Source organism: Cellulomonas iranensis NBRC 101100 = JCM 18110, from assembly GCF_001552375.1.
In the GTDB taxonomy this organism is placed as follows: Bacteria; Actinomycetota; Actinomycetes; order Actinomycetales; family Cellulomonadaceae; genus Cellulomonas; species Cellulomonas iranensis.
The window spans coordinates 34076-57999 of the sequence record NZ_BCRB01000018.1; the positions used below are offsets into that span (position 1 = coordinate 34076).

At 74.6% G+C, this 23924-nt stretch carries 25 protein-coding genes and 1 pseudogene; 10 read left to right on the plus strand and 16 right to left on the minus strand.

Annotated elements, in window-relative coordinates:
- Position 1: 1 nt before the first annotated feature.
- The 4 genes from CS2_RS05745 to CS2_RS05760 all read right to left on the minus strand — a co-directional run bounded on the left by CS2_RS05745 (position 2) and on the right by CS2_RS05760 (position 2161).
- On the minus strand, positions 2-607 hold the full coding sequence (locus CS2_RS05745) for a hypothetical protein (protein WP_156442016.1): 606 nt from the start codon (positions 605-607) through the stop codon (positions 2-4).
- 61 nt (positions 608-668) lie between these two features.
- Entirely contained in the window at positions 669-944 is a 276-nt protein-coding gene (locus CS2_RS05750) for a hypothetical protein (RefSeq protein WP_070319251.1), read from the minus strand.
- Between the two features lie 201 nt (positions 945-1145).
- Positions 1146-1544 carry a YccF domain-containing protein gene (locus CS2_RS05755; protein WP_070319252.1) on the minus strand — a complete coding sequence of 133 codons (399 nt, stop codon included), beginning with the start codon at positions 1542-1544 and terminating at the stop codon, positions 1146-1148.
- A 65-nt stretch (positions 1545-1609) separates the two neighbouring features.
- The gene (locus CS2_RS05760) at positions 1610-2161 is read right to left on the minus strand and encodes a YqgE/AlgH family protein (protein WP_070319253.1); all 552 of its coding nucleotides are present in this window, start codon (positions 2159-2161) and stop codon (positions 1610-1612) included.
- A 131-nt stretch (positions 2162-2292) separates the two neighbouring features.
- On the opposite strand from CS2_RS05760, the gene CS2_RS05765 reads away from it, so the two are divergent.
- The 3 genes from CS2_RS05765 to CS2_RS05775 are packed head-to-tail and all read left to right on the plus strand — an operon-like array spanning position 2293 to position 3802.
- Positions 2293-3036: a YggS family pyridoxal phosphate-dependent enzyme gene (locus tag CS2_RS05765; protein WP_070319254.1), complete on the plus strand. Its 744-nt coding sequence runs from the start codon at positions 2293-2295 to the stop codon at positions 3034-3036.
- 35 nt (positions 3037-3071) lie between these two features.
- Positions 3072-3452: a YidH family protein gene (locus tag CS2_RS05770; RefSeq protein ID WP_062102537.1), complete on the plus strand. Its 381-nt coding sequence runs from the start codon at positions 3072-3074 to the stop codon at positions 3450-3452.
- Positions 3449-3802 carry a DUF202 domain-containing protein gene (locus CS2_RS05775; RefSeq protein ID WP_070319255.1) on the plus strand — a complete coding sequence of 118 codons (354 nt, stop codon included), beginning with the start codon at positions 3449-3451 and terminating at the stop codon, positions 3800-3802. Before CS2_RS05770 ends, CS2_RS05775 begins: the two co-directional genes overlap by 4 nt.
- Positions 3803-3868: 66 nt before the next feature.
- On the opposite strand, the gene lplB is transcribed toward CS2_RS05775, so the two are convergent.
- The 9 genes from lplB to CS2_RS05820 form a co-directional block, all read right to left on the minus strand.
- Entirely contained in the window at positions 3869-4948 is a 1080-nt protein-coding gene (gene lplB / locus CS2_RS05780) for a lipoate-protein ligase small subunit (protein ID WP_070319256.1), read from the minus strand.
- Between the two features lie 30 nt (positions 4949-4978).
- Entirely contained in the window at positions 4979-5890 is a 912-nt protein-coding gene (locus CS2_RS05785) for a sensor domain-containing protein (protein WP_070319257.1), read from the minus strand.
- A 104-nt stretch (positions 5891-5994) separates the two neighbouring features.
- Positions 5995-7617, minus strand: a complete 1623-nt coding sequence (gene cimA / locus CS2_RS05790; protein ID WP_070319258.1) for a citramalate synthase — start codon at positions 7615-7617, stop codon at positions 5995-5997.
- A gap of 315 nt (positions 7618-7932) precedes the next feature.
- Entirely contained in the window at positions 7933-9039 is a 1107-nt protein-coding gene (locus CS2_RS05795; protein ID WP_046527875.1) for a branched-chain amino acid aminotransferase, read from the minus strand.
- Between the two features lie 133 nt (positions 9040-9172).
- Positions 9173-10231 carry a 3-isopropylmalate dehydrogenase gene (locus CS2_RS05800; RefSeq protein ID WP_070319259.1) on the minus strand — a complete coding sequence of 353 codons (1059 nt, stop codon included), beginning with the start codon at positions 10229-10231 and terminating at the stop codon, positions 9173-9175.
- Positions 10232-10292: 61 nt separating this feature from the next.
- Entirely contained in the window at positions 10293-10838 is a 546-nt protein-coding gene (locus tag CS2_RS05805; protein ID WP_070319260.1) for an ASCH domain-containing protein, read from the minus strand.
- Between the two features lie 141 nt (positions 10839-10979).
- Positions 10980-12008 carry a ketol-acid reductoisomerase gene (gene ilvC / locus CS2_RS05810; RefSeq protein WP_070319261.1) on the minus strand — a complete coding sequence of 343 codons (1029 nt, stop codon included), beginning with the start codon at positions 12006-12008 and terminating at the stop codon, positions 10980-10982.
- Between the two features lie 49 nt (positions 12009-12057).
- Positions 12058-12582 carry an acetolactate synthase small subunit gene (gene ilvN / locus CS2_RS05815; RefSeq protein ID WP_046527871.1) on the minus strand — a complete coding sequence of 175 codons (525 nt, stop codon included), beginning with the start codon at positions 12580-12582 and terminating at the stop codon, positions 12058-12060.
- Between the two features lie 13 nt (positions 12583-12595).
- Positions 12596-14461: an acetolactate synthase large subunit gene (locus tag CS2_RS05820; RefSeq protein WP_070319262.1), complete on the minus strand. Its 1866-nt coding sequence runs from the start codon at positions 14459-14461 to the stop codon at positions 12596-12598.
- A 363-nt stretch (positions 14462-14824) separates the two neighbouring features.
- Between CS2_RS05820 and CS2_RS18770 the strand changes: the two genes are divergently transcribed.
- Positions 14825-15490 (plus strand): AMIN-like domain-containing (lipo)protein, encoded by a 666-nt coding sequence (locus CS2_RS18770; RefSeq protein WP_070319263.1) that lies wholly within the window; start codon positions 14825-14827, stop codon positions 15488-15490.
- A gap of 6 nt (positions 15491-15496) precedes the next feature.
- On the opposite strand, the gene CS2_RS05830 is transcribed toward CS2_RS18770, so the two are convergent.
- Positions 15497-16402 (minus strand): UbiA family prenyltransferase, encoded by a 906-nt coding sequence (locus CS2_RS05830; RefSeq protein ID WP_233421082.1) that lies wholly within the window; start codon positions 16400-16402, stop codon positions 15497-15499.
- A 97-nt stretch (positions 16403-16499) separates the two neighbouring features.
- Here CS2_RS05830 and CS2_RS05835 point away from each other — a divergent pair, with 97 nt between their 5' ends.
- The 3 genes from CS2_RS05835 to CS2_RS05845 are packed head-to-tail and all read left to right on the plus strand — an operon-like array spanning position 16500 to position 19199.
- Positions 16500-17585: a type III polyketide synthase gene (locus CS2_RS05835; RefSeq protein ID WP_070319265.1), complete on the plus strand. Its 1086-nt coding sequence runs from the start codon at positions 16500-16502 to the stop codon at positions 17583-17585.
- A complete protein-coding gene (locus CS2_RS05840) occupies positions 17579-18103 on the plus strand; it encodes an isoprenylcysteine carboxyl methyltransferase family protein (RefSeq protein ID WP_062102548.1) in 525 nt (174 codons plus the stop codon). Before CS2_RS05835 ends, CS2_RS05840 begins: the two co-directional genes overlap by 7 nt.
- Positions 18104-18149: 46 nt before the next feature.
- Positions 18150-19199 carry an NAD(P)/FAD-dependent oxidoreductase gene (locus CS2_RS05845; RefSeq protein ID WP_070319266.1) on the plus strand — a complete coding sequence of 350 codons (1050 nt, stop codon included), beginning with the start codon at positions 18150-18152 and terminating at the stop codon, positions 19197-19199.
- Between the two features lie 16 nt (positions 19200-19215).
- Here the strand turns inward: CS2_RS05845 and CS2_RS05850 are convergent, their stop codons facing one another.
- Positions 19216-19797 (minus strand): pyridoxamine 5'-phosphate oxidase family protein, encoded by a 582-nt coding sequence (locus CS2_RS05850; RefSeq protein WP_070319267.1) that lies wholly within the window; start codon positions 19795-19797, stop codon positions 19216-19218.
- 65 nt (positions 19798-19862) lie between these two features.
- A complete protein-coding gene (locus tag CS2_RS05855; protein ID WP_070319275.1) occupies positions 19863-21590 on the minus strand; it encodes a glycoside hydrolase family 13 protein in 1728 nt (575 codons plus the stop codon).
- A 179-nt stretch (positions 21591-21769) separates the two neighbouring features.
- Here CS2_RS05855 and CS2_RS05860 point away from each other — a divergent pair, with 179 nt between their 5' ends.
- The 3 genes and pseudogenes from CS2_RS05860 to CS2_RS05870 form a co-directional block, all read left to right on the plus strand.
- Positions 21770-22396: a TetR/AcrR family transcriptional regulator gene (locus CS2_RS05860; protein WP_070319268.1), complete on the plus strand. Its 627-nt coding sequence runs from the start codon at positions 21770-21772 to the stop codon at positions 22394-22396.
- 28 nt (positions 22397-22424) lie between these two features.
- Positions 22425-23426, plus strand: coding sequence for a DUF5692 family protein (locus CS2_RS05865; protein WP_070319269.1), 1002 nt, complete (start codon positions 22425-22427; stop codon positions 23424-23426).
- 159 nt (positions 23427-23585) lie between these two features.
- Positions 23586-23924, plus strand: a pseudogene (locus CS2_RS05870) (hypothetical protein); the annotation flags it as partial.

A 23924-nucleotide genomic window follows, 5' to 3' on the forward strand; every position in this document is an offset into this window, starting at 1 on the left:
CTCATCCGTCCCACGTGGCGTACCCGACGTCGTCCAGGCAGTCCTGGTCCGGCTGGGCCTGCGCGTGGTCGCTGGCCAGCACGACGAGCTCACGGAACGACGCCTTCTCGGGCACGTCGGCGGCGTAGGCGTCGAGGCACTGCACCAAGGGGGCGCGCAACGCGCTCGCCCGCCGCTCCTCGTACGCCAGCCCGTCCGGCGTGGACGTCTGCCAGAACTCGTCGACATATCTCGCGTAGCGCTCGTAGCAGTCGTCCTGCACTGTCACGCCCTGGTCCTCAGGCAGCGCGCCGGAGCCCACGGCGTAGGTGACGAGGTCGCGACCGTTCCAGCGGGTGACGTCCTGCTCCACGACCTCCATACCTGCCTCCTGCATGCAACCGAGCGCGCGGTCGACCGCGGCCCGGTACTGCGCGAAGGTCACCTCGTCACCCGAGAGCACCTCGACCTGTGTCGCGTCGACGCCGGCCGACCGTGCGCTCGCGAGCGCACCGGCGAGGGCCTTCGCACTGGTCTCGTCGTACGACGACTCCTCCGACCCGTCGGCACAACCGACGCACAGAGCGGCCGCCAGCACGACGACCGCCCACACCGCCCTCTGGCGCACGACGCCCCCTTCCATCACACGTTCCCCGGGGGGCCAACCCTCGGCCAGCCCCCCGGAGACGTCACTCGCCGGAGTGGTCGCTCGCCACCAGGTTGGACACGGTCGGCGTCTGCGCCACGTCGCCCCCGTAGGTCCGGCTGGTCCAGATCGTGCTCGTCGTGCCACTCACCGAGAAGCCCGCCCGGGCGCCGACCTTGCTGCACTGGCCGTTGGCGTCCGTAGTCCGGGCGTAACCGTTCTTCCCGTACTGCTTGAACGACGTGTAGGGGCATCCGGCCGCGTCGGCCCCGGATGCGAAGAGCGGGAACGCCAGCGCCGTGGCGAGGACTGCAGCCATCGCCGAGGCACCGGTGCGTGTCGAACGTCGAACCACGCGAAAACCCCCTGTCAGTCGACCACCCGATTGAATGAGAGCGCTCCTATACGCCTCACCTGCGTCTTTGCTCGAGCGATACGGCAGAGATAATTGCGGAGAGCTCCCCTCCGGTCAACAGGCTGTCGCGTCCGCGTTCTCCTCGTCCGCGGACGTCACGCGCGACTAGCGCCCGTACGCCGCGAACGCGCGGTCCGTCGGCACGATCTGCTTGCCGAGCGGCACGAGCGACACCGGGATCAGCTTGAGGTTCGCGATGCCCATGGGGATGCCGATGATCGACACGAACAACGGGATGGCCGTGGCGACGTGCCCGAGCGCGAGCCAGATCCCCGCGACGAAGAACCAGATCACGTTGCCGATGGTCGACAGCGCGCCCGCGGTCGGCTTGTCGACGATCGTGCGCCCGAACGGCCACAGCACGTAGCTCGCGATGCGGAACGACGCGATGCCGAACGGGATCGTCACGACCAGCACGCAGCAGATGATCCCGGCGACGACGTAGCCGAGCGCGAGCCAGGCACCCGCGAACACGAGCCAGATCACGTTGAGCAGGGTCTTCATGGCACCACCGTGCCACGACGGGACGCAGGTCCGGCATCCGGGATCCCCCGGGTCGCACCCCGGTCTCAGTTCATCGACACGTCGTCCGGCGCCGTCGACAGGAGCGCGAGGTCGCCGGGCTGGCGTCGCAGCACGCGGCGCCACAGCCCGCGCGGGTCGGTGCTGAACGCGTCACCGGGCTCGTGGTCGACGACGAACCAGCCGCCCGCCTCGACCTCGGCGTCGAGCTGCCCGGCGGCCCACCCCGCGTAGCCCACGAACAGCCGCAGACCCCGGACGCCGCCCGCCACGAGCTCGGGCGGTGCGTCGAGGTCGACGACCCCCAGCCGCGTCTCGAGCGCCTGCACGCCCGGCGGCACGTCGTCGCGGTCGACGTCGGCGAGCGCGAGCACCGAGTCGCGCGCGACCGGCCCGCCGTTGAACAGGCGGCCCGGTGCGCTCAGATGCGGCTGCCAGCGCGGCAGCACGGCCGACGCGTCCACGTCGAGCGGCCGGTCCAGCACGACCCCGAGCGCACCGTCCGCGGTGTGCTCGAGCACGAGCACGACGCTGCGCCGGAAGCTGCCGTCCCGCAGCCCCGGCGTCGCGACCAGCAGCCGGCCCGTGCACGCCTCCACCCCGCCAGCATGGTGCGGGCCGCGGGCCGACGCCACACGGCGGCGCCTGGAGGGACTCGACCCCGGGCACCGGCGTCCACCGGGCGGAGCCGTGCCGACCCGGGCGCGCCCGACGGGTACGGTCGGGCGTCGTGGAGGTCCAGGACGTCGCGGCGCGCCTCGCTCGCGTGCACGAGCGGGTGCGGTCGGCGTGCTCGGCCGCCGGGCGCGACCCGCACGAGGTCCGCGTGCTGCTCGCGGCGAAGACCATGGACGCGCCGGCGGTGCGCGCCGCCCTGCTGGCCGACGCCGCGGCCCGCGCGGCCGGGTCGGGCACGGCCCCGGTGCTGCTCGGCGAGAACCGCGTGCAGGAGCTCGTCGCGACCGCGCCGCACCTCACCGACCTCGCCCCGACCTGGCACGTGATCGGACCGCTGCAGTCCAACAAGGTCAACGCGGCGCTGCGCTGGGCCGACGCGGTGCAGTCCGTCGCAGACGACGCGCTCGCGCTCCGGCTGTCCCAGCGCGTGCGGGAACGCACGGCACCGCTCGACGTGTGGGTGCAGGTCAACGTCTCCGGCGAACCCAGCAAGCACGGCACCTCCCCCGCCGAGGCGCCCGACCTCGCGGTGCGCGTCGCCGCGCTGCCGGGGCTGCGGCTCGCCGGCGTCATGACGGTCGGTGCGCGCAGCGACGACGAGAGCGTGGTCCGCGCCGGCTACGCGCGGCTGCGCGCGGTCCGCGACGCCGTGGTCGCGTCGGGTGCGCCGGGGACCGCCGACGCGGACGGACTGTCGATGGGCATGAGCGGCGACCTCGAGGCCGCCGTCGCCGAGGGCGCGACGGTCGTGCGGGTCGGGACCGCCGTGTTCGGGGCCCGGCCCGCGCCGCGGTGACGCCGCCGGGTCGCGCACGTTGCGAGGATGGGGCCATGTCCCCCGACGGCCCCGTCCCCGACCGCCGCTTCCCCCGGTGGGTCTACCGCGTCGGCACCGAGCCCGACGCCCGGTTCTCGCTGGCCAACGAACGCACGTTCCTCGCGTGGGCCCGCACCGGGCTCGCGCTCCTCGCGGCGGGCGTCGCGCTCGAGGCGCTCGACCTGCCGATCGCACCCGGCCCGCGCCTGACGGCGTCGGTGCTGCTCGTCGGGCTCGGGACGGTCGCGCCGACCCTCGCCTGGTGGGGGTGGGCCCGCGCCGAGCGGGCGATGCGGCGCGGTGACCCGCTGCCCGCCCCGCTGGGGTTCGGCGTGCTCGTGGCGGGCATGGGCGTGGCCGGGCTGCTGGTGCTGCTCGGGCTGCTGCTCGCATGACCGGGCCGGCCCGGCCGACGCTCGCGCCCGAACGGACCGCGCTGGCCTGGCGCCGGACCGCGCTCGGTCTCGTCGCCGGGTCAGTCGCAGCCGGTCGGCTGCTGTCCGTGGTCTGGGGCGTGGCGGCGTGGGGCGTCGCGGCGGCGGGCACCGTCCTGGCGGTCGTCGTGCTGGTCGCCGCCCGGCGCCGACGTACCGGCGGAGGTCGCGGCCCCGGGGCTGCCCCGCACGCGACCGCGTCGGACGCCCTGGAGCGCGCCCCGGGAGGCCGCCTCGTCACGGCGTGCGCCGCGGCGCTCGTGCTGCTCGGGCTCGCCGCCCTGGCCGTCGTCCTCACCGGGGCGGTCTGAACCGCACGCCCTGAGCGGCACGGCCCCGTCCCGCGCCGGGGCGCGCGGCCGCCCCGGCGCGTCCGGTCAGGGGACGCGCGCGGTCCAGACCGGGTCGGAGAACTTCGTCTCCACCAGGTGCAGGGCGCGCTCGAGCTCGGCCGGGCGCAGCTCGTCGTCGACCGTGCGGTAGCGACCGCGGAAGTGCGCGACGAACGCGTCGATGACCTGCTCGCGCGGCAGCCGGGTCTGCGAGCGCACCGGGTCGACCCGCTTGTTCGCCGAGCGCGTGCCCTTGTCGGACAGCTTCTCGCGCCCGATGCGCAGCACCTGGAGCATCTTGTCGGCGTCGATGTCGTAGGCCATCGTCACGTGGTGCAGCACGGCGCCGCCCGCGAGCCGCTTCTGCGCCGACCCGGCGATCTTCCCCGCGGGTGACGCGATGTCGTTGAGGCCCGACGTGGTGGCCTGCACGCCGACGTCGGCGAGCGCGCCCAGCACCCACGCGTTGAGGAACGCGTACGAGTCCTCGAACGACATGCCGTCGACCAGCGAGCCCGGCACCACCAGCGAGAACGTGATGCAGTTGCCGGCCTCCATGAACATCGCGCCGCCGCCCGAGACGCGGCGCACGACCGTCACGCCCAGGTCCCGCGCCGCGTCGAGGTCGACCTCGTTGCGCAGCGACTGGAACGAGCCGATGACGACCGCCGGGTCCTCCCACTCCCAGAAGCGCAGCGTGGGGCCGCGACGCCCCGCGTCGAGCTCCTCGGTGAGCACCTGGTCGAGGGCCGCGTGCACCGCCGGCGGCATCGGCCCCGGGTGCAGCACCGCGAACTCGTGGTCCGACCACGCGGTCGACAACCCGAGCGCGCGACGCACCGCGACCGCGACCGCGCGCGTGTCGAACCCGACCATCGCGACCGGCGCCACGATCCGGCCCTGCTCCTGCGCGAGGCGCAGCGCGTCGTCGAGCACCTGGACGAGCTGCGCGACGTGCGCGTCGCGCGGCACGCCCACGAGGGCGCCGGCGAGCACGCCGAGCGCGTCGTCGGGCTCGAGGAAGAAGTCTCCGGACAGGACGACGTCCCGCAGCCGGCCGTCGTCGTCGACCTCGAGGTCGATCACCACGAGCTTGCCGTCGGGCACCTTGTACTCACCGTGCACACCCCCACCCTAGGCGCGCCGCGGCCCTGCTCAGGTCAGCGCACGGACCGCCGCGAGCGCGCGCGACTCGACGACCGCGCTCAGCTCCGCGGACGAGCCCAGCACCGCGTGGGCGGCCTGTGCGTCGGCGGCGGTCGGGGCGCTCGCCGTCCAGGTGACCACGGCGTTGCCGACCAGCACGTGGCCCGTGACCTGCGGCACCGCGACCCCCTCGGTCACGGCCGTGACGTCCTGCACGATCGCCGGGAACACGCCCTGCCCCTCGAGCGCGGGCTCGGCCGTCCAGGTCGTGCCGGCCGCACCGGGCACCACCCGCGTGTACCGGGCGCACGCGTCGACGGTCGTGACCAGCGCGCGGAACGCGTCGCTCGCCGCGGCCGCGTCCGGGAGCACCACGACGTCCTGCTCGAACGTCATCTCGTCGTTGCCCCACGACTGCGCGTCGTGGTGCACCGGCGGCGACGTCACGACCGTGACGGCCGGCAGGCACTCGGGCGGCTCGACGACCGCGCCCTCGGGCAGGCCCCACGTGCTGGTGCCGGGCTCGAGACCGCGCCCCACACCCGCGGCGGCGGCCGGGAGGGCCTGCTCGAGGTCGGCGCGCGTGACGAGCAGCGACGCCGCCGTCGTCGCGTCGAAGCGCGCGTCGGCGCCCGGCGGGCTCACCGCCGTCGACGTCGGGCCGGGCGTCGGGGCGTCCGGCGACGCGTCGTCCGTGGCGGACGGCGTCGCCACGACGACCGTCGCCGTGGGGACGGGTGTCGCGTCCACGGCCCAGGGACGCGTGGCCAGCACGACGACGCCGACCAGCACGAGCACCACGACCGCGACCCACCCCGCGCGTCGCCACCCGCGGCCAGGGCGGGCACCGCCGCCCGGCCGCGCGTCCGCGCGCCACCTCGCCTCGTCGCCGGAGGGCGGGGGCGGGGCCGAGCCGGACACGGGGGCTCCTTCCGTTACGGGCCGCGGGGGCCACCCCCGAGGCTAGGGCGTGCGTCCGTCCCCGGCGCGACGACCCGCGGGCGCACCCCGCACCCGCGGCGGCGTCAGCGCGGCAGGACGCCCCGGTGGCGCAGACCCCAGATCGCGGAGTCGGTGAGCGCCTCCCACGAGGCCTCGATGAGGTTGGGCCCCACGCCGACCGTGCTCCACGACGTCTCGCCGTCCGTCGTCTCGATGAGCACGCGCGTGACGGCGTCGGTGCCCTGCATCTGGTCGAGGATGCGGACCTTGAAGTCGATGAGCTCGAAGCCCTCGAGCTCCGGGTAGACGCGCAGCAGCGCGTGCCGCAGCGCGTGGTCCAGCGCGTTGACGGGACCGTTGCCCTCGCCGGTGCTGACGATCCGCTCGCCGCCCGCGTGCAGCTTGACGGTCGCCTCGGCCGTCGCGGGCGTGCCGCGACCGCCGTTGCGCTCGACGATCGTGCGCCACGACTCGACGCGGAAGTACCCCGGGCGCGCGCCCTCGAGCTCCTCCACGAGCAGCAGCTCGAACGACGCGTCGGCGGCCTCGAACGTGTAGCCGTGCGCCTCGGCGTCCTTCACGCGGTCGGTGACGCGCGAGAGGACCGCGGGCTGCTCGGCCAGGTCGATGCCGAGCTGGCGCCCCTTGAGCTCGATCGACGCGCGGCCCGCCATGTCGGACACGAGCATGCGCATGTCGTTGCCGACCAGCGCGGGGTCGGTGTGCTGGTAGAGGTCGGGGTCGACCTTGATCGCCGACGCGTGCAGCCCGGCCTTGTGCGCGAACGCGCTGGCGCCCACGTAGGGCTGACGCGCGAACGGCGAGATGTTGGTGAGCTCGCTGATGGCGTGCGCGATGCGCGTGAGCTCGGGCAGGCCGCCGGGCGAGTCGTCGGTGCGCGCGAGCACGCGGCGTCCGAGCTTGAGCTCGAGGTTCGCGACGACCGACAGCAGGTCGGCGTTGCCCGTGCGCTCGCCGTAGCCGTTGACGGTGCCCTGCACGTGCGCGCAGCCCGCGTCCACGGCCGCGAGCGTGTTGGCGACCGCGCAGCCCGAGTCGTTGTGCGCGTGCATGCCCAGCACCGCGTCGGGGCCGACGGCGGCCCGCACGGCGGCGACGACCTCGCGCACCTGGTCGGGCAGCATCCCGCCGTTGGTGTCGCACAGCGCGACGACCTCGGCGCCGGCCTCGAACGCCGCCCGCGTCGCACGCACGGCGAAGTCGGCGTCGTACCCGTAGCCGTCGAAGAAGTGCTCGGCGTCGACGAACACGCGCCGCCCCTCGCGCACGAGGAACGCGACCGTGTCCGCGATCATCGCGAGACCCTCGTCGGGGGTCGTGCGCAGCGCGCGCTCGACGTGCCGCACGTCGGACTTCGCGACGAGCGTGACGACCGGGGCCTCGGAGTCGAGCAGCGCCCGCACCTGCGGGTCGTCGACCGCGCGCACGCCCGCCTTGCGGGTCGCGCCGAACGCCGCGAGCTCGGCGTGCCGCAGGTCGAGCTCCTTGGCGGCGCGCTTGAAGAACTCGGTGTCCTTCGGCACCGCGCCCGGCCAGCCGCCCTCGATGAACCCGACGCCCAGCTCGTCCAGCAGCGGGGCGATCGCGAGCTTGTCGGCGACCGACAGGTTGATGCCCTCCTGCTGCGCACCGTCGCGCAGCGTCGTGTCGTAGACGTGGAAGGTGGGCGACGCGGGGGCGTTCACGGGGTGCTCCTTCGGCGGTGCGGGAGTGCGTCGGCGGGTGCGCGACCGGCGGGGGTGGTGCCGGTGCCTCGTCGACGTGTCCGCCCGGCGGGGGGTGGTGCCGGGCTGACGTCTGGACCAACAAAAAGACCCCCCGAGGACGGGAGGTCTGCGCGTCGGCGGGTGGGCCGACGCGCTACGCGATGATGAGCGTGAAGCGGGTCACAGGGTGATCGTCGCACACGCCGCCCGCGTGCGGCAGGCGGTCCATCATGCGGAACAGCCGTCCGGTGCGGGCCGTGCGGCGAGGCGTCCCCCGCCGCACGGCGCCGCCGGTCAGACGAGCCGGTGCATCCAGCCGTGCCGGTCGGCAGCGCGGCCGTACTGCACGTCGGTGAGCTCGGCGCGGATCCGCATGGTCACCGGCCCGGCCTCGCCGTCGCCGACCACGAGGTCGAAGTCGTCGCTCGCGAGCCGCCCGATCGGCGTCATCACCGCGGCGGTGCCGCAGGCGAACACCTCGGTGACGCTGCCGTCGGCGAGGTCGCGGCGCAGCTCGTCGAGCAGCACGGGCCGCTCGGACACCTCGTGCCCCGCGTCGGAGAGCAGCTGCAGGATCGACGAGCGCGTGACGCCCTCGAGGATCGTGCCCGACACCGGCGGGGTCACGACCGAGCCGTCGGCCCGCACGACGACGACGTTCATGCCGCCGAGCTCCTCGAGCTGCGTGCCCGTGCGGTCGTCGAGGAAGCAGACCTGCTCGAAGCCCTTGGCGTACGCCTCCTGCTGCGGGAGCAGGCTCGCGGCGTAGTTGCCGCCGCACTTGGCCGCCCCCGTGCCGCCCGCGCCGGCGCGGTGGTACTGCTGCGACACCCAGATCGACACGGGCTTGACGCCGCCCGCGAAGTACGGGCCGACGGGCGACGCGATCACGAGGAACTCGGCCTCGAGCGACGGCCGCACGCCGAGGAACCGCTCGGACGCGTACATGAACGGCCGCAGGTACAGGCTCGTCTCCTCGCCCGACGGCACCCACTCGCGGTCGACCTCGACCAGCGCGCGGATCGCGCCGAGGAAGTCCGCCTCGGACAGCTCGGGCAGCGCGAGCCGCTGCGCCGAGCGCGCGAACCGTGCCGCGTTGGCCTCCGGGCGGAACGACCACACGCTGCCGTCGGGGTGCCGGTACGCCTTGAGGCCCTCGAAGATCTCCTGCGCGTAGTGCAGGACGGCGGTCGCGGGGTCGAGCTGCAGCGGGCCGTACGGCTCGACGCGGCGGTCGGCCCACCCGTCCGCGTGGGTCCACGAGACACGAGCCATGTGGTCGGTGAACACCGTGCCGAAGCGCGGCGACGCGAGCGCCGCCGCGCGCTCGGCGTCCGGGACGGGGTGGTCGGTGCGGTGCAGCGCGAACGCGGCGGACGAGGGGGTCGTGAGGGTGCTCATCGGGGGGCCTTTCACCAGGGTCGACGTCGACGGTACCGGTGCGGACGGCCGGGTGGACAGGGTGCAGGCGCGCGCCTGCGGACCGACGGACGCTCGTCGTGCGCGGCGTCGTCGGCGAGCCCCGGGCAGGGCGTCAGCCGGCGACGCGGGCGGCGAGGTCCTTGCCCACCTCGGCCGTCGACCGTACTCGGCCGGCGCGCTCGGCGATGTCGGCGGCCACCGCGGCCTCGACGGCGCGCGCGGCGTCGGGCAGGCCGACGTGGTCGAGCAGCAGCGCGACCGACAGCACCGTCGCGGTGGGGTCGGCCTTGCCCTGCCCGGCGATGTCGGGGGCCGAGCCGTGCACGGGCTCGAACATGCTCGGCGCGGTGCGGTCGGGGTTGATGTTGGCCGACGCGGCGAGGCCGATGCCGCCCGTGATGGCGGCGGCCAGGTCGGTGAGGATGTCGCCGAACAGGTTGTCGGTCACGATGACGTCGAACCGCGCGGGGTCGGTGACGAGGAAGATCGTCGCCGCGTCGACGTGCAGGTAGTCCACCGTGACGTCGGGGAACTCGGCGTTGACGGCCTCGACCGTGCGACGCCACAGGTGGCCCGCGTGCACCAGCACGTTGTGCTTGTGCACGAGCGTGAGCTTCTTGCGGGGGCGAGCCGCGGCGCGCGCGAACGCGTCGCGCACGACGCGCTCGACGCCGAACGCGGTGTTGACGCTCACCTCGTTCGCGACCTCGGCGGGCGTGCCGACGCGGATCGCGCCGCCGTTGCCGACGTAGGGACCCTCGGTGCCCTCGCGCACGACGACGAAGTCGACGTCGCCGGGGGCGGCGAGCGGGCTCGCGACGCCCGGGAAGAGCGTGCTGGGGCGCAGGTTGACGTAGTGGTCGAGCGCGAAGCGCAGCTTGAGCAGCAGCCCGCGCTCGAGGACGCCCGACGGCACGCTCGGGTCGCCGATCGCACCGAGCAGGATCGCGTCGTGCGTGCGGATCGCGGCGAGGTCCTCGTCCGTGAGGGTCTCGCCCGTGGCGTGCCAGCGCCGGGCGCCGAGGTCGAAGTCGGTCGTGCGGACCGTGGTGCCGGTGCCGTGCAGGGCCTGCTCGAGCACGAGGAGCCCCTGCTCGACGACCTCCGTCCCGATGCCGTCGCCGGCCACGACGGCCAGGTTCAGGGACGTGGGAGGGGTCGTGTCAGCCATGCCGCCACAGTAACCAGCGGTCCACGCCTCGGACGTCTCGTCTCATCAGGCGGACGCTGGCTCAGTCGACCGCCGGCGCCGACCCCGTCGTCGGGTACACGAGCTCGAACCGCTCCGTGACGACGTCCATCGTCGGCGAGAACACCGCGTCCCCGAGCACGCGTCGCCACACGGCCTCGTGCTCACGCCGCCACGCCGCGACCGACCGGTCGCCCTCGCCCTCCGCCGCCGCGTGCTCGTCACCCACCGCGTCGAACGGTACGACGTCGACCGCCGTCGTGCGCAGCAGCGCCCGCGGGTCGCCGCGCGAGTCCAGCACGATCGACACGTCCCCGACCCGCGGCAGCGGCGCGTCGGCCGCCGTGAGCTCCGCGAGCGCCGTCGACGTCGCCGTCTTGCGGCCCTCGAGCACCAGGCCGAGCAGCGCGTCCGCCGCGACCGGGTCGTCGCCGAACGACCACGCCGGCGGGGCGACCGCACCGTCGACCGTCTCCCCCATCACCGGGTCGAGCTTGCCCCACCCCAGGTGCCCGCGCGCCGCGTCCCAGAAGTCCGCGATCCGCGTGTCCTGCGTGCCGTCCGGGGCCTGCGGCAGCTGCTCGGTCATCGTGCACCCTTCCCTCGAGGTCACGGGCGGCGCGCCCGCGCAGCGATCCTCGCGCGCCGCGCGGCGACCTGCACCCCCACCAGGTGCGAGAGGGCGATCCAGCCGGTGCTGGATCGCCCTCTCGCAGTGGGCGGTGGTGGGTCAGCGCGCCGCGCTGCCCTCCGTGTAGTCGGAGTCCGAGGGCTTCACCCACGCGAACAGCTGGCGCAGCTCGCGGCCGACCGGCTCGATCGGGTGGTTCTGACCCTTCTCGCGCAGCGCCTGGAACTCGGGCGCGCCCGCGTCCTGGTCCGTGATGAAGCGCTCCGCGAACGCGCCGTTCTGGATGTCCGCGAGCACGGCCTGCATGTTCGCCTTGACCTCGGGCGTGATGACGCGCGGGCCCGAGACGTAGTCGCCGTACTCGGCCGTGTCCGACACCGACCAGCGCTGCTTGGTGATCCCGCCCTCGAAGATGAGGTCGACGATGAGCTTGAGCTCGTGCAGCACCTCGAAGTACGCGACCTCGGGCTGGTAGCCCGCCTCGGTCAGGGTCTCGAAGCCGTACTGGATGAGCTGCGACACGCCACCGCACAGGACGGCCTGCTCGCCGAACAGGTCGGTCTCGGTCTCCTCGGTGAACGTCGTCTTGATGCCCGCCGCGCGCAGGCCGCCGATGGCCTTCGCGTACGACAGCGCGAGCGCCCACGCCGAGCCCGACGCGTCCTGCTCGACCGCGACGATGACCGGCACGCCGCGCCCGTCGACGTACTCGCGGCGGACGAGGTGGCCCGGGCCCTTGGGCGCGACCATGAGCACGTCGTGGTCGGCCGCCGGCTTGATGTAGCCGTAGCGGATGTTGAAGCCGTGACCGAAGACGAGCGCGGCGCCGTCCTTGAGGTTCGGCTCGATCTCCTCGCGGTAGACGATGCGCTGCACCTGGTCGGGCGCGAGGATCACGACGACGTCGGCACCGGCGACCGCGTCGGCGACCGAGGCGACCTTGAGGCCCTCGTTCTCGGCCTTGGCCCACGACGCCGAGCCCTCGCGCAGGCCGACGGTCACGTCGACGCCGGAGTCGCGCAGGTTGAGCGAGTGCGCGTGCCCCTGGCTGCCGTAGCCGATGACGGCGACCTTCTTGGACTGGATGACCGACAGGTCGGCGTCGTCGTCGTAGAACAGCTCAGCCACGGTGGATCTCCTCGGTGGTGTGTCTTGGCAGGGTGGGTTCTGGACGGGGTCAGGCGGACCGGCTCACGCGCTCGAGCGCGCGGTCGGTGATGGACCGCGAGCCGCGGCCGATGGCGACCGTGCCGGACTGCACGATCTCACGGATGCCGAACGGCTCGAGGGCCGCCAGCAGGGCGTCGAGCTTGCCCGGGCCGCCGGTCGCCTCGATGACGACCGTGTCGGGCACGACGTCGACGACGTGCGCCCGGAACAGCTGCACGACCTCGAGCACGTGCGTGCGCTGCGACACGTCGGCCTTGACCTTGACGAGCAGCAGCTCGCGCTGGACCGACGCCGCGTCCTCGAGCTCGACGATCTTGATGACGTTGACCAGCTTGTTGAGCTGCTTGGTCACCTGCTCCAGCGGCAGCGCGTCGACGTCGACGACGACCGTGATGCGGCTGATCTCGGCGTGCTCGGTCGGGCCGACGGCCAGCGAGTGGATGTTGAAGGACCGGCGCGCGAACAGCCCCGCGACGCGCGTGAGCACGCCGGGCTTGTTCTCGACGAGGACGGACAGGGTGTGGCGGGTCATCGCGGTTCCTTCCTCAGTCCTCGCGGTCCCACGCGGGGCTGATGCCCCGCGCGTACTGGATGGCGTCGTTGCTGACGCCGGCGGCGACCATCGGCCACACCATCGAGTCGCGCGAGACCGTGAAGTCGACCACGACGGGGCGGTCGTCGATCTCCATCGCGCGCTTGATCGTCGCGTCGACGTCGGCCTTGGTCTCGCACCGCAGGCCCACCGCGCCGTACGCGTCGGCGAGCTTGACGAAGTCCGGGACTCGCGCCGTGCCGTGGCCCGTGTGCAGGTCGGTGTTGGAGTAGCGCGACTCGTAGAACAGGGTCTGCCACTGGCGGACCATGCCCAACGAGCTGTTGTTGACCACCGCGACCTTGATGGGGATCTCGTTGATCGTGCAGGTCGCGAGCTCCTGGTTGGTCATCTGGAAGCAGCCGTCGCCGTCGATCGCCCAGACCGTGCGCGACGGGTCGCCGACCTTCGCGCCCATCGCGGCGGGCACCGCGAAGCCCATGGTGCCCAGGCCGCCGGAGTTGACCCACGAGCCGGGCCGCTCGTAGCGGATGAACTGCGCGGCCCACATCTGGTGCTGCCCGACGCCCGACACGAAGATCGACTCCGGGCCGGAGATCTCGCCGATGCGGGTGATGACGTGCTGCGGCGCGAGCAGGCCGTCCGTCGGCTCGTCGTACCCGAGGGGGAACGTCGCGCGCCAGTCGTCGAGCTGCTTCCACCACGCCTCGAGGTCCGGCCTGCCGTGCTGGGCGTGCTCGCGCTCGAGCTCGGGCAGCAGGTCGGCGATCACCTCGCGCAGGTCGCCCACGATCGGGACGTCGGCGCGCTTGTTCTTGCCGATCTCGGCGGGGTCGATGTCGGCGTGCACGACGGTCGCGCCGGGCGCGAACGACGCCAGCAGGCCCGTCACGCGGTCGTCGAACCGCGCACCGAGCGCGACCACGAGGTCGGCCTTCTGCAGCGCGGCCACCGCGGCGACCGTGCCGTGCATGCCGGGCATGCCGAGGTGCTGCGGGTGGGAGTCGGGCAGCGCGCCGCGGGCCATGAGCGTCGTGACGACGGGGGCGCCCGACGCGTCGGTCAGACGGCGCAGCAGGTCGGACGCGCCCGCGCGGATCACGCCGCCGCCCACGTACAGCACCGGCCGGCGTGAGGTCGCGAGCAGCCGCGCGGCCTCGCGGATCTGCTTGGCGTGCGGCTTGGTCACCGGGTGGTACCCGGGCAGGTTGACGTCCTGCGGCCACGAGAACGTGGTCTGCGCCTGCATCGCCGACTTCGCGATGTCGACGAGCACGGGACCGGGGCGACCCGACGACGCGACGTGGAACGCCTCGGCGATCGTGCGCGGGATGTCGTCGGGGTCGGTCACCAGGTAGTTGTGCTTGGTGATCGGGAGCGTGATGCCGACGATGTCGGCCTCCTGGAACGCGTCCGTGCCGATCATCGACGCACCGACCTGGCCGGTGATCGCGACCATCGGCACCGAGTCCATGTTGGCGTCGGCGATCGCGGTGACGAGGTTGGTCGCGCCCGGGCCGGACGTCGCCATGGTGACGCCGACCTTGCCCGAGGAGTACGCGTAGCCGGCGGCCGCGTGCCCGCCCCCCTGCTCGTGGCGCACGAGCACGTGCCGCACGCGCGAGGAGTCCATGAGCGGGTCGTACGTCGGCAAGATCGCACCGCCCGGGATCCCGAACACGACCTCGACGCCGGCCTCCTCGAGGGACCGGACGATCGACTGCGCGCCCGTGACCTTCTCGGGGCCGATGCGCCGATCGGCCGCCGGCGCGTCACCCTGCCGGGGCGTCGCCTCGGCGGCCGGGCGCACGGGGCGCACGGCAGCGCGCGGTGGTGCGGGATGGGGACCCTGAGCCATCGTCGTCTCCTGCGGGTCGAGTGCGGGTGTGGTCGTCCGGTGCGGGGTGCGCCGGGCGGCTGCCGGGCACGAAAAAGCCCCTCGACCCGGGCACCGGGATGGACGAGGGGCGAGCGCGCGCGACGAGCGACCTGTGCGGTGGCGTCAGCCGGCGCGCTCAGGAAGTACTACGAGGATCATCTGCACGTCGGCGACCCTACGCCTGTCCCGTGCGGGTGTCACATCCCTCACCTCTCGTCTCACATCGTGGTTCACACGTCCATGGCGTGGAACGTCGACCCGGACCGCCGCGCCTCGGCGGGTCACGCGCCCGGCCTGGTGCCCCCGCCCCCTAGCGTGGACGCACGCGACAGGGAGGCCACCATGACGACCACGACCGCCCGCCGGCTGCTCGCCGCGGCGACCACGCTCGGCCTGGGCGCCGCCCTCGCGGCGTGCGCCGACGACCCCGCGCCGACGTCGACCGCCACGACGACCGTCTCCGCCACGCCCACCCCCACGGGCACGTCGTCCCCGCCGCCGACGCCGACCGGCACGGCACCGACCGGCGCCGCCACGCCCGGCGCCGCCGAGCCGACGGACGGGCTCGACGGCTTCGCCGCGCCCGGCACCGAGCTCACGTCCGAAGGGGACGCCTCGCTCTACGTCGTCACCGGGGTGCGCACCGGCGAGCACGAGGGGTACGACCGCGTCGTCTACCAGCTCGAGGGCGGCACCGGCACGCCCGGCTACCGCGTGCGGTACGTCGAGCGCGCGGTCGAGGACCCGAGCGGCGCCGTCCGCCAGGTCGACGGCGACGCGATCCTCCAGGTCACGCTCCTGGGCACCACCTACCCGACGCAGGACGGGCTGCAGGAGTTCTCGCAGGACCTGCGGCCGGACGACGGCGACGTCGAGCACGTCGTGCGCCCCCTGACGTTCGAGGGCATGACCGACTCGTTCGTCGGCGTCGACGACGGGCCCCGCGCGTTCCGGGTCCTGGTGCTCGCCGACCCCGTGCGCGTGGTCGTCGACGTCGAGGACCGCTGACGCGCGTCAGACCACGGCGCGCGACGTCCCCGACAGGCCGAGCACCACGACGCACAGCACGGCCACGACCATCGCGAGCGTGAACGGCGCGCGGCTGCGCCCGCGGCGCAGGCCGACCAGCCCGGCGACCACGCCCACCAGGACCGCCACGACCCCGACCGTCGCGGCAGCGGCGCGCGGCGGCCCCGGCGGCCCGAGCACGGCCACCACGACCGCCACCGCGAGGACCGCCGGCGCCAGCACGCTCGCCGCGCGCCGACCCAGCCGGTGCGGCAGGCCCCGCACGCCCGTCGCGGCGTCGTCCTCGAGGTCGGGCAGGACGTTCGCGAGGTGCGCGCCCACGCCGAGCAGCGCACCGACCGCGAGCAGCCACCCCGCCGGCCGGCCCGGCCCGGGCAGCGCGAGCACGACGAACCCCGGGAGCAGCGCGAACGCGAGCGCGTACGGCAGCCAGGACGCCGCCGTCGCCTTGAGCCCGAGGTTGTACGCCCAGCCCGCCGCGACCGCGACGAGGTGCGCGCCCGCGGCGAGCACGCCCGTCGGCAGCGACGCCAGCACCGACACGACGACCGCGGCGGCCGCCGCCCCGCGCAGCAGCCGGGCCGTCACGGCCCCCGCGACCACCGGCTTGTCCGCTCGCGCCACGGCCCGGTCGCGCGCGGCGTCGAGCCAGTCGTTCGACCAGCCGATCGACAGCTGTCCCGCGAGCACGACGACGAGCACCAGCAGCACGGTGCGCGGGGGCGCCGCGAGCCCGGCCGCGAGCGCCGTCGCCAGGCCCGTCACGACGACCGTCGGGCCGGCGTGCGACGCCCGGACCATGCCCGCGAGCGTCCTGCCGGGCGCGACCCGCGGGGCCGGGTCGCGAGGCGCCGCACGGCCGGGGCCCGTGGTCGTCGACGGCTCGCGCACGACGCGACGCTAACCCGCGACGCCGCCGTGCGCGCGGCCTGCACGCGACCTGCGCCCACGGCGCGCGGGCACCCCGACCGCGTGCCACGATGCCGGGATGTCGCACCTGCTGGCCGTCGCCCCCGCGCTGCCGGGGCCGCCGCGCTCGCAGCAGGAGATCCTCGACGTCGTCGCGCCGCTGGTCGCCGCGGGCGACGCACGCACCGAGGCGCTCGCACGACGCCTGCACGCCGGCTGCGGCGTGCGCACGCGGCACCTCGCCCTCCCCCTCGAGCGGTACGGCGAGGTCCGCGACTTCGGGCAGGCCAACGACCTGTACCTCGAGCTGGCCACCGAGCTCGCCGCGCGCGCCGCGGCCGACGCGCTGGACCGGGCCGGGCTGTCCGCGCAGGACGTCGACCTCGTGTTCCTCACGTCCGTCACGGGCGTCGGCGCCCCGTCGGTGGACGCGCTGCTCGTCGACCGGCTCGGCCTGCGGCGCGACGTCACGCGCGTGCCGTCCTTCGGCCTCGGGTGCGCGGGCGGCGCGGCCGCGCTCGCCCGCACGCACGACCACCTCACGGGTCACCCGCACGACGTCGCGCTCGTCGTCAGCGTCGAGCTGTGCTCCCTCACGCTGCAGCCCGACGACCCCAGCCCCGCGAACCTCGTCGCGAGCGGCCTGTTCGGCGACGGCGCCGCCGCGGCCGTGCTCGTCGGCGACGACCACCCCGCCGCGGCGGGCACCACCGGCCCCCGCGTCGTCGCGGTCGGCAGCCGCCTCTACCCGGGCACCGCCGACCACCTCGGCTGGCGGGTCGGCGCCTCGGGGTTCCGGATCGTGCTGTCCGCGGGGCTGCCCGACGTCGTGCGCGCGGGCGTCGCGGCCGACGTCGAGGGTCTGCTCGCCGCGCACGGCCGCAAGCCGGGCGACGTCACGCGGTGGGTCGTGCACGCGGGCGGCCCGCGCATCCTCGACGCCGTGCAGGACGCGCTCGGCCTGCCCGCCGACGCGCTCGACGCGAGCCGCGCGTCGCTCGCCGACGTCGGCAACCTGTCGTCCGCGTCGGTGCTGCACGTGCTCGACCGCACGCTGCGTGCGGGGACGCCCGCGGGCTCCCCCGGCGTGCTGCTCGCCTTCGGGCCCGGCGTGGGCCTGGAGATGGTGCTGCTCGAGTGGTCCACGGGAGGACACGGGTGCTGACCCTCTACCTGGTGGTCGTCGGCCTCACGGCCGTCGAGCGCGTCGCCGAGCTCGTCGTGTCGACGCGCAACGCCCGCTGGTCGTTCGCGCGCGGCGGTGTCGAGAGCGGCCGCGGGCACTTCCCCGCGATGGTCGCGCTGCACACCGCGCTGCTCGTCGCGTGCGTCGTCGAGGTGCTCGTCGCCGACCGGCCGTTCCTGCCGTGGCTGGGGTGGCCCGCGCTCGCGCTCGTCGTCGCGAGCCAGGGGCTGCGGTGGTGGTGCATCGCGACGCTCGGGCCGCGGTGGAACACGCGCGTGATCGTCGTGCCCGACCTGCCGCTCGTGGACCGGGGGCCGTACCGCTGGCTGCGCCACCCGAACTACGTCGCGGTGGTCGTCGAGGGGATCGCGCTGCCGCTCGTGCACACGGCCTGGGTCACGGCTCTCGTGTTCACGCTGCTCAACGCGGTGCTGCTGGCGCGGTACCGGATCCCCGCGGAGGAGCGCGCGCTGCGCGCGGCGACCGTGGGCGCGTGAGCGCGGGGCGACGCGCGGCGCGGCCGTCGCGCGGCGGGCCGGTGCCGTGACGGACACCGACGTGCTCGTGGTGGGCGGCGGCCCCGTGGGCCTGGCCGCCGCGGTCGAGGCGCGCCGCCGCGGGCTCGACGTGGTCGTGCTCGAGGCCCGCGACGGCACGGTCGACAAGGCCTGCGGCGAGGGGCTGATGCCGGGTGCGCTGCGCCTGCTGCGCGCGTGGGACCTCGACCCCGCGGGGCACGTGCTCGCGGGGATCAGCTACCGCACGGCGAGCGGTCACGTCGACCACGCGTTCCGCGGCACCCCCGGGCGCGGCGTACGGCGCACGGTCCTGCACGACGCGCTGCGCGCCCTCGCGGCCGACGTCGGCGTCGTCGTCGTCCCGCGCCGCGCGCACGACGTGCGGATCACGCCCGCGGGTGTCGACGTCGACGGCCTGACGGCTCGCCACCTGCTCGCGTGCGACGGCCTGCACTCGACCGTGCGCCGCCGGCTGGGGCTCGAGCCCGCGTCCGAGCCGCCGACGGAGCGCGCCCGCGAGCGCGTCGCGGGCCGACGCCGCTACGGCCTGCGGCGGCACTACCGCGTCGCCCCGTGGAGCGACCTCGTCGAGGTGCACTGGGCACCGCACGCCGAGGCGTACGTGACGCCCGTGGCCGACGACCTCGTGGGCGTCGCGGTGCTCGGCCCGCGCGGCACCGACCTCGACGCGACGCTCGCCGCGCTGCCCGAGCTCGCGGACCGGCTCGCCGGCGCGGCCCCCGCGAGCACCGTGCGCGGCGCCGGGCCCCTGCGGCAGCGCGCGACGCGTCGCGCGCTCGGGCCCGTGCGGCTCGTGGGCGACGCGTCGGGCTACGTCGACGCGCTCACGGGCGAGGGGCTGCGGGTCGGGTTCGCGCAGGCCCGCGCGGCCGTCGCGACGCTCGACGACCCGGCGGCGTACGAGCGCGCGTGGCGTGCGGCGACGCGCGAGTACCGCGTGCTGACGACGGGGCTCGTCGCGTGGGCGAGGTCGCCGCTGCGGCCCGTCCTCGTGCCCGCGGCGCGGCACCTGCCGGCGCTGTTCGGCGGGGTCGTCGAGCGCCTGGCCCGGTGACCGCGGCGCGGCGGTCTCACGCGTCCGGCGGCTCGGGGTCCATGTCGAACCCGGGCAGACCGTCGACGCTCGTGCGGTTCCAGAGCCGCCGGTACGCCGCGCGCCCCTCCGCCCCCTTGCGCTCCATGAACGGGGGCAGCAGGTCACGCTCGCCGACGTGCGACATCAGCGGGACCCCGTACCCGCAGGAGTCCGAGACGCGCTCGACGTCGACGACGATCACGGCCCGGGCGCCACGCGACTCGTCCAGGCCGCCCTCGAACCGTCCGAGCAGCTCGTCGAAGCCCTCGTCGTAGAGCGTCACGAACCGGCCGCGGCCGTGCAGGCGCACGATGTCGGGCGGCCCCTCGAACGCGCAGAACATCAGCGTGATCCGCCCGTCGTCGCGCAGGTGCGCGATGGTCTCCGAGCCCGACGCCGTCAGGTCGACGTACGCGACCGTGCGCTCGTCGAGCACCGCGAACGTCCCGCCGACCCCCTTGGGCGACACGTTGACGTGACCGCCCGGCCCGCTGGGGGCCGTCGCGACGAAGAACACGTGCTGCGCCAGCAGCCACGTGCGCATGCGCTCACCGATGTGCTCGTGCACCTTGCCCATGCGCGCATGGTGGCACCGACCGCCCGAGCGCGGCGTCGTGCGTCCGCCCTGCGGCTCGCACCGCCCTACGCGGCGCGGCGCACCCAAGCCTCCCAGGGGCGCAGCGTGACGCGCCCCGCGACCACCGCCGAGGGCTCGGCGAGGTTGCCCAGCACGAGCGACGCGTCGTGCCACCCCTCCCCCAGCTCGACCGTGCGCTCGTCCCCGGTGAAGTTGCCCACGACGAGCAGCCGCGAACCGTCGAGCGAGCGCTCGAACGCGTAGACGTGCGGGTCGTCCGGCAGCAGCATCGTGAAGTCGCCCAAACGCACCACGGGGTCCTCGTGGCGCAGCGCGACCAGCCGCCGGTAGTGGTGGAAGACCGAGCGCGGGTCGGCGCGCTCGGCCTCGGCGTTGACCTCGACGTGGTTCGGGTTCACGGGCAGCCACGGCGTGCCGGTCGTGAAGCCCGCGTGCGCGGTCGCGTCCCACTGCACGGGCGTGCGGGCGTTGTCGCGGCTCATGGCCGCGAGCCCCGCCAGCAGCCGCTCGTCGGGCACGTGCCCGAGCGCGCGCTGCTCGGCGGCCCACCGCACCGACTCGATGTCGCGGTACTCGTCGAACGACGTCAGGTGCGCGTTCGTCATGCCGAGCTCCTCGCCCTGGTAGACGTACGGCGTCCCGCGGTGCAGGTGCAGCACGGTCGCGAGCATGGTCGCCGAGTCGCGGCGGTGCGCGCCGTCGTCGCCGAACCGCGACACGACGCGCGGCTGGTCGTGGTTGTCCCAGTAGAGCGAGTTCCACCCGCGCTCGGCCAGGCCGGCTTGCCACCGCCCCAGCACGGCCTTGAGGTCGCGCAGGTCGAGCGGCACGGGGTCGAACTTGCCGCCCGGTCCGTGGTCGAGGCCGACGTGCTCGAACGTGAACACCATGTCGAGCTCGCGCCGCGCGGGGTCGGTGAGCAGCACCGCGTCGTCGACCGTCGCACCGGGCGTCTCGCCCACCAGCAGCAGGCCGTCGCGGCGCCCCTCGAACACCTCGCGGTGCATCTCCTGCAGGTACTCGTGCAGGCGCGGGCCGTTCGTGTACTGCGCCGTGCCGTCCCCCAGCGCACCGTGGGTCACCGGGCCGTCCGCGAGGCCGCCGTCGGCGTCCACGACCTTGGAGACGAGGTTGATGACGTCCATGCGGAAGCCGTCGACCCCGCGGTCGAGCCACCAGCGCATCATCGCGTAGACCGCCTCGCGGACCTCGGGGTTCTCCCAGTTGAGGTCGGGCTGCTTGCGGCTGAACAGGTGCAGGTAGTACTCGCCCGTCGCCTCGTCGAGCTCCCACGCGGGCCCGGAGAAGAACGACGCCCAGTTGGTCGGCTCGGCGCCGGGGGTGCCCGGTTCCATGCCGTCGCGGGCCGGCCGCCACCAGTACCAGTCGCGCTTCGGCGAGTCGACCGACGCGCGCGACTCGACGAACCACGGGTGCTCGTCGCTCGTGTGGTTGACCACGAGGTCCATGACGACCTTGATGCCGCGCGCGTGCAGCGCCGCGACCACCTCGTCGAGGTCGTCGAGCGTGCCGAACAGCGGGTCGACGTCCTGGTAGTCGCTGATGTCGTACCCGTTGTCGTCCTGCGGGCTGCGGTACAGCGGCGAGAACCACACGACGTCGACGCCGAGCTCGGCGAGGTGGTCGACGCGCCGCAGCACGCCCCGCAGGTCGCCGACCCCGTCGCCGTCGGAGTCCTGGAAGGACCGCGGGTAGATCTGGTAGACGACCGCACCGGTCCACCAGGGGGCGTCGTCGACGGTGAAGGTCATGCGCGGCAGCTCCTCGCCCGAGGCGTCGTGGGGACGGTCCGACGCTCGCACGGCGCCGCGCGCGACGCACGTCGTCCGCCGCGGCGCCCGGGGCACCCCGGCGCCGCGCTGGGCCGTCCGGGCGATCCCGGGACCTCGGTCCCCCGCCGCGTTGACACATCGTCAATAGCGTCCTCCTCATGAGCACCGAGCAGCGACGGGTCGTCAAGGCCCCCGACGTCCGACGCGACGAGATCGTCCGCGCCGCACGTGAGCTGTTCGCCGATCAGGGCGTCCGCAGCACGACGTTCCAGCACGTCGCCGACCGCGTCGGCGTCACCCGCGGGCTCGTCTACCACTACGTCGGCGACATGGAGACGCTCGTCGGCCTCGTCATCGACGCCTGCATCGACGACTTCGTCGCCGACCTGCGCGCGTGGGACGCGGCCCGGCGCCCCGGCGACGTCGACGGCGCGGTCGTCGAGTGCGTCGCGCTGTTCCGCCGCCACGTCCCGACCCGCCGCCGGGGCGACGGCAGCAGCCCCCGCACCGCGACGCCCCTGCCGCGGTTCGACGACGCCGCACTCTCGGTGCAGTTCCTCGACCGGGCGGTCGAGGCGCTCGTCGACACCCTCGAGGTCACGACGATCCCCGCCTACGCGGCCCGGCACACGATCGAGATCGCGCACGTGCGCGCCACGTTCGTGGTGCTCGTGCACGGCCTCATCGCACTGGTCCGATCCCAGCCCGACACGCCTGACGACGTGCTCGCCACGCTCGTGCGCCAGACGTTGCGACTGGCACCCAACGACCCTGCCGCGTCCTAGCGGTCAGGGCGCACGTCGAAGGAGAGACATGTTCCTGTTCGAGAGCATCACGCCGCTCCAGGCACTGATGTTCGTCGTGGTCCTCGCGGGCCTCATCGGCCTCAACGAGATCTCGCGACGCGGCAAGGTGGCCGGGCTCGCGCTGTTCGTCGCGCTGCCGCTGGTCCTCACGATCTTCGTGTGGCCGCACACCGCGGGCGCGGGGTCGTCGACCGGGTCGTGGTTCCACTGGGTCAAGGTGTACTCGGCGCTCGCCGGCTGCCTGGGCTTCATGCTCATCCGGTACGTGCCGCGCCTGGCCGCGAACAGGTGGATGCTGCTGTTCCCGCCCGCGATCCTGTCGATCAACATCCTCGAGGCCGTCATCCGTGACTTCCAGGTCTCGGGCATGCAGGAGGGCGTCGTCGACGGCGTCATGATGGTGCCCGGCCCGTGGAACGTCATGAACGGCGTCGCCGGCATCCTCAACATCGTGACGATCTGCGGCTGGGTCGGCATCTACGTCAGCCGCGACAAGACCAAGGACATGATCTGGCCGGACATGCTCTGGTTCTGGATCGTCGCGTACGACCTGTGGAACTTCGCCTACGTCTACAACTGCGTCGGCGACCACGCCTTCTACGCCGGCGCGGCGCTGCTGCTCTCGTGCACGATCCCCGCGTTCTGGCTGCGCCGCGGCGCGTGGCTCCAGCACCGCGCGCACACGCTCGCGTTCTGGATGATGTTCACGATGGCCGTCCCGGCGTTCGTCACCGACTCGCAGTTCTCGGTGCAGTCGTCGCACTCCCCCGCCGCGCTCTTCACGGTGTCGGCGCTGTCGCTCGCGGCCAACGTCGCGGTCGTCGTCTACCAGGCCCGCCGCCTGCTGACGCGTCGCCTCAACCCGCTGCGCGACGAGCTGTGGACCGACCTGCCGGCGTACCGCCGCGTGGTCGAGAACATCCCCGGCTACCGGCTCGCCGGTGCCGGCGCCCCCGTCGCTGTCACGACGGGCGCGACCGCGGAGCCCGAGGTCGTCGCCCCGCGCTGACCCACCCCGCGCCGACCCACCTCACGACGCCGGGCCCGGGCACGTCCCGGGCCCGGCGTCGCCGTGCGTCCCGGAACGTTCCACCCCGCGCGGGCTCGCCCGCGGCGCGCCCGGTCGGCGAGGCTGCTGCCAGACCCGAGCCGAGCCAGGGGGCCCACCATGACCGACGCGTTCCACGGTGCCGACGTCGCCGCGCTGCGCACGCAGGCCGTCGCGCTGCACGACGCCGCGCAGACGCTCGTGACGTGCGCGCAGCGCACCGGCCGCGGGCTCGACGCCCTCACGTGGGCCGGCCGCGACGCCGACCGCGCCCGGACCGCGTGGCAGACCGAGCAGGTGCCCGCGCTGCTGCGCACCGCGCACGCGCTCGGCGAGGCCGCGCTGCGGCTGCTCGACGAGGCCGACGCGCAGGAGTCCGCGAGCGCCGCGACCGGGGTCCCGGGCGGCGCGACCGAGGGCCCGGGCGGCGCGGCCCCGACGCCGGGCAGCGGCCCGGGC

Excerpts from the sequence above, each read along its gene's own strand:
- CS2_RS05750 (WP_070319251.1), bottom strand. The coding sequence starts at position 944 with ATGGCTGCAGTCCTCGCCACGGCGCTGGCGTTCCCGCTCTTCGCATCC.
- CS2_RS05755 (WP_070319252.1), bottom strand. The coding sequence starts at position 1,544 with ATGAAGACCCTGCTCAACGTGATCTGGCTCGTGTTCGCGGGTGCCTGG.
- CS2_RS05770 (WP_062102537.1), top strand. The coding sequence starts at position 3,072 with ATGTCCCCCGACGGCCCCGTCCCCGACCGCCGCTTCCCCCGGTGGGTC.
- CS2_RS05775 (WP_070319255.1), top strand. The coding sequence starts at position 3,449 with ATGACCGGGCCGGCCCGGCCGACGCTCGCGCCCGAACGGACCGCGCTG.
- CS2_RS05795 (WP_046527875.1), bottom strand. The coding sequence starts at position 9,039 with ATGAGCACCCTCACGACCCCCTCGTCCGCCGCGTTCGCGCTGCACCGC.
- CS2_RS05800 (WP_070319259.1), bottom strand. The coding sequence starts at position 10,231 with ATGGCTGACACGACCCCTCCCACGTCCCTGAACCTGGCCGTCGTGGCC.
- CS2_RS05805 (WP_070319260.1), bottom strand. The coding sequence starts at position 10,838 with ATGACCGAGCAGCTGCCGCAGGCCCCGGACGGCACGCAGGACACGCGG.
- ilvN (WP_046527871.1), bottom strand. The coding sequence starts at position 12,582 with ATGACCCGCCACACCCTGTCCGTCCTCGTCGAGAACAAGCCCGGCGTG.
- CS2_RS05820 (WP_070319262.1), bottom strand. The coding sequence starts at position 14,461 with ATGGCTCAGGGTCCCCATCCCGCACCACCGCGCGCTGCCGTGCGCCCC.
- CS2_RS18770 (WP_070319263.1), top strand. The coding sequence starts at position 14,825 with ATGACGACCACGACCGCCCGCCGGCTGCTCGCCGCGGCGACCACGCTC.
- CS2_RS05835 (WP_070319265.1), top strand. The coding sequence starts at position 16,500 with ATGTCGCACCTGCTGGCCGTCGCCCCCGCGCTGCCGGGGCCGCCGCGC.
- CS2_RS05850 (WP_070319267.1), bottom strand. The coding sequence starts at position 19,797 with ATGGGCAAGGTGCACGAGCACATCGGTGAGCGCATGCGCACGTGGCTG.
- CS2_RS05855 (WP_070319275.1), bottom strand. The coding sequence starts at position 21,590 with ATGACCTTCACCGTCGACGACGCCCCCTGGTGGACCGGTGCGGTCGTC.
- CS2_RS05860 (WP_070319268.1), top strand. The coding sequence starts at position 21,770 with ATGAGCACCGAGCAGCGACGGGTCGTCAAGGCCCCCGACGTCCGACGC.
- CS2_RS05865 (WP_070319269.1), top strand. The coding sequence starts at position 22,425 with ATGTTCCTGTTCGAGAGCATCACGCCGCTCCAGGCACTGATGTTCGTC.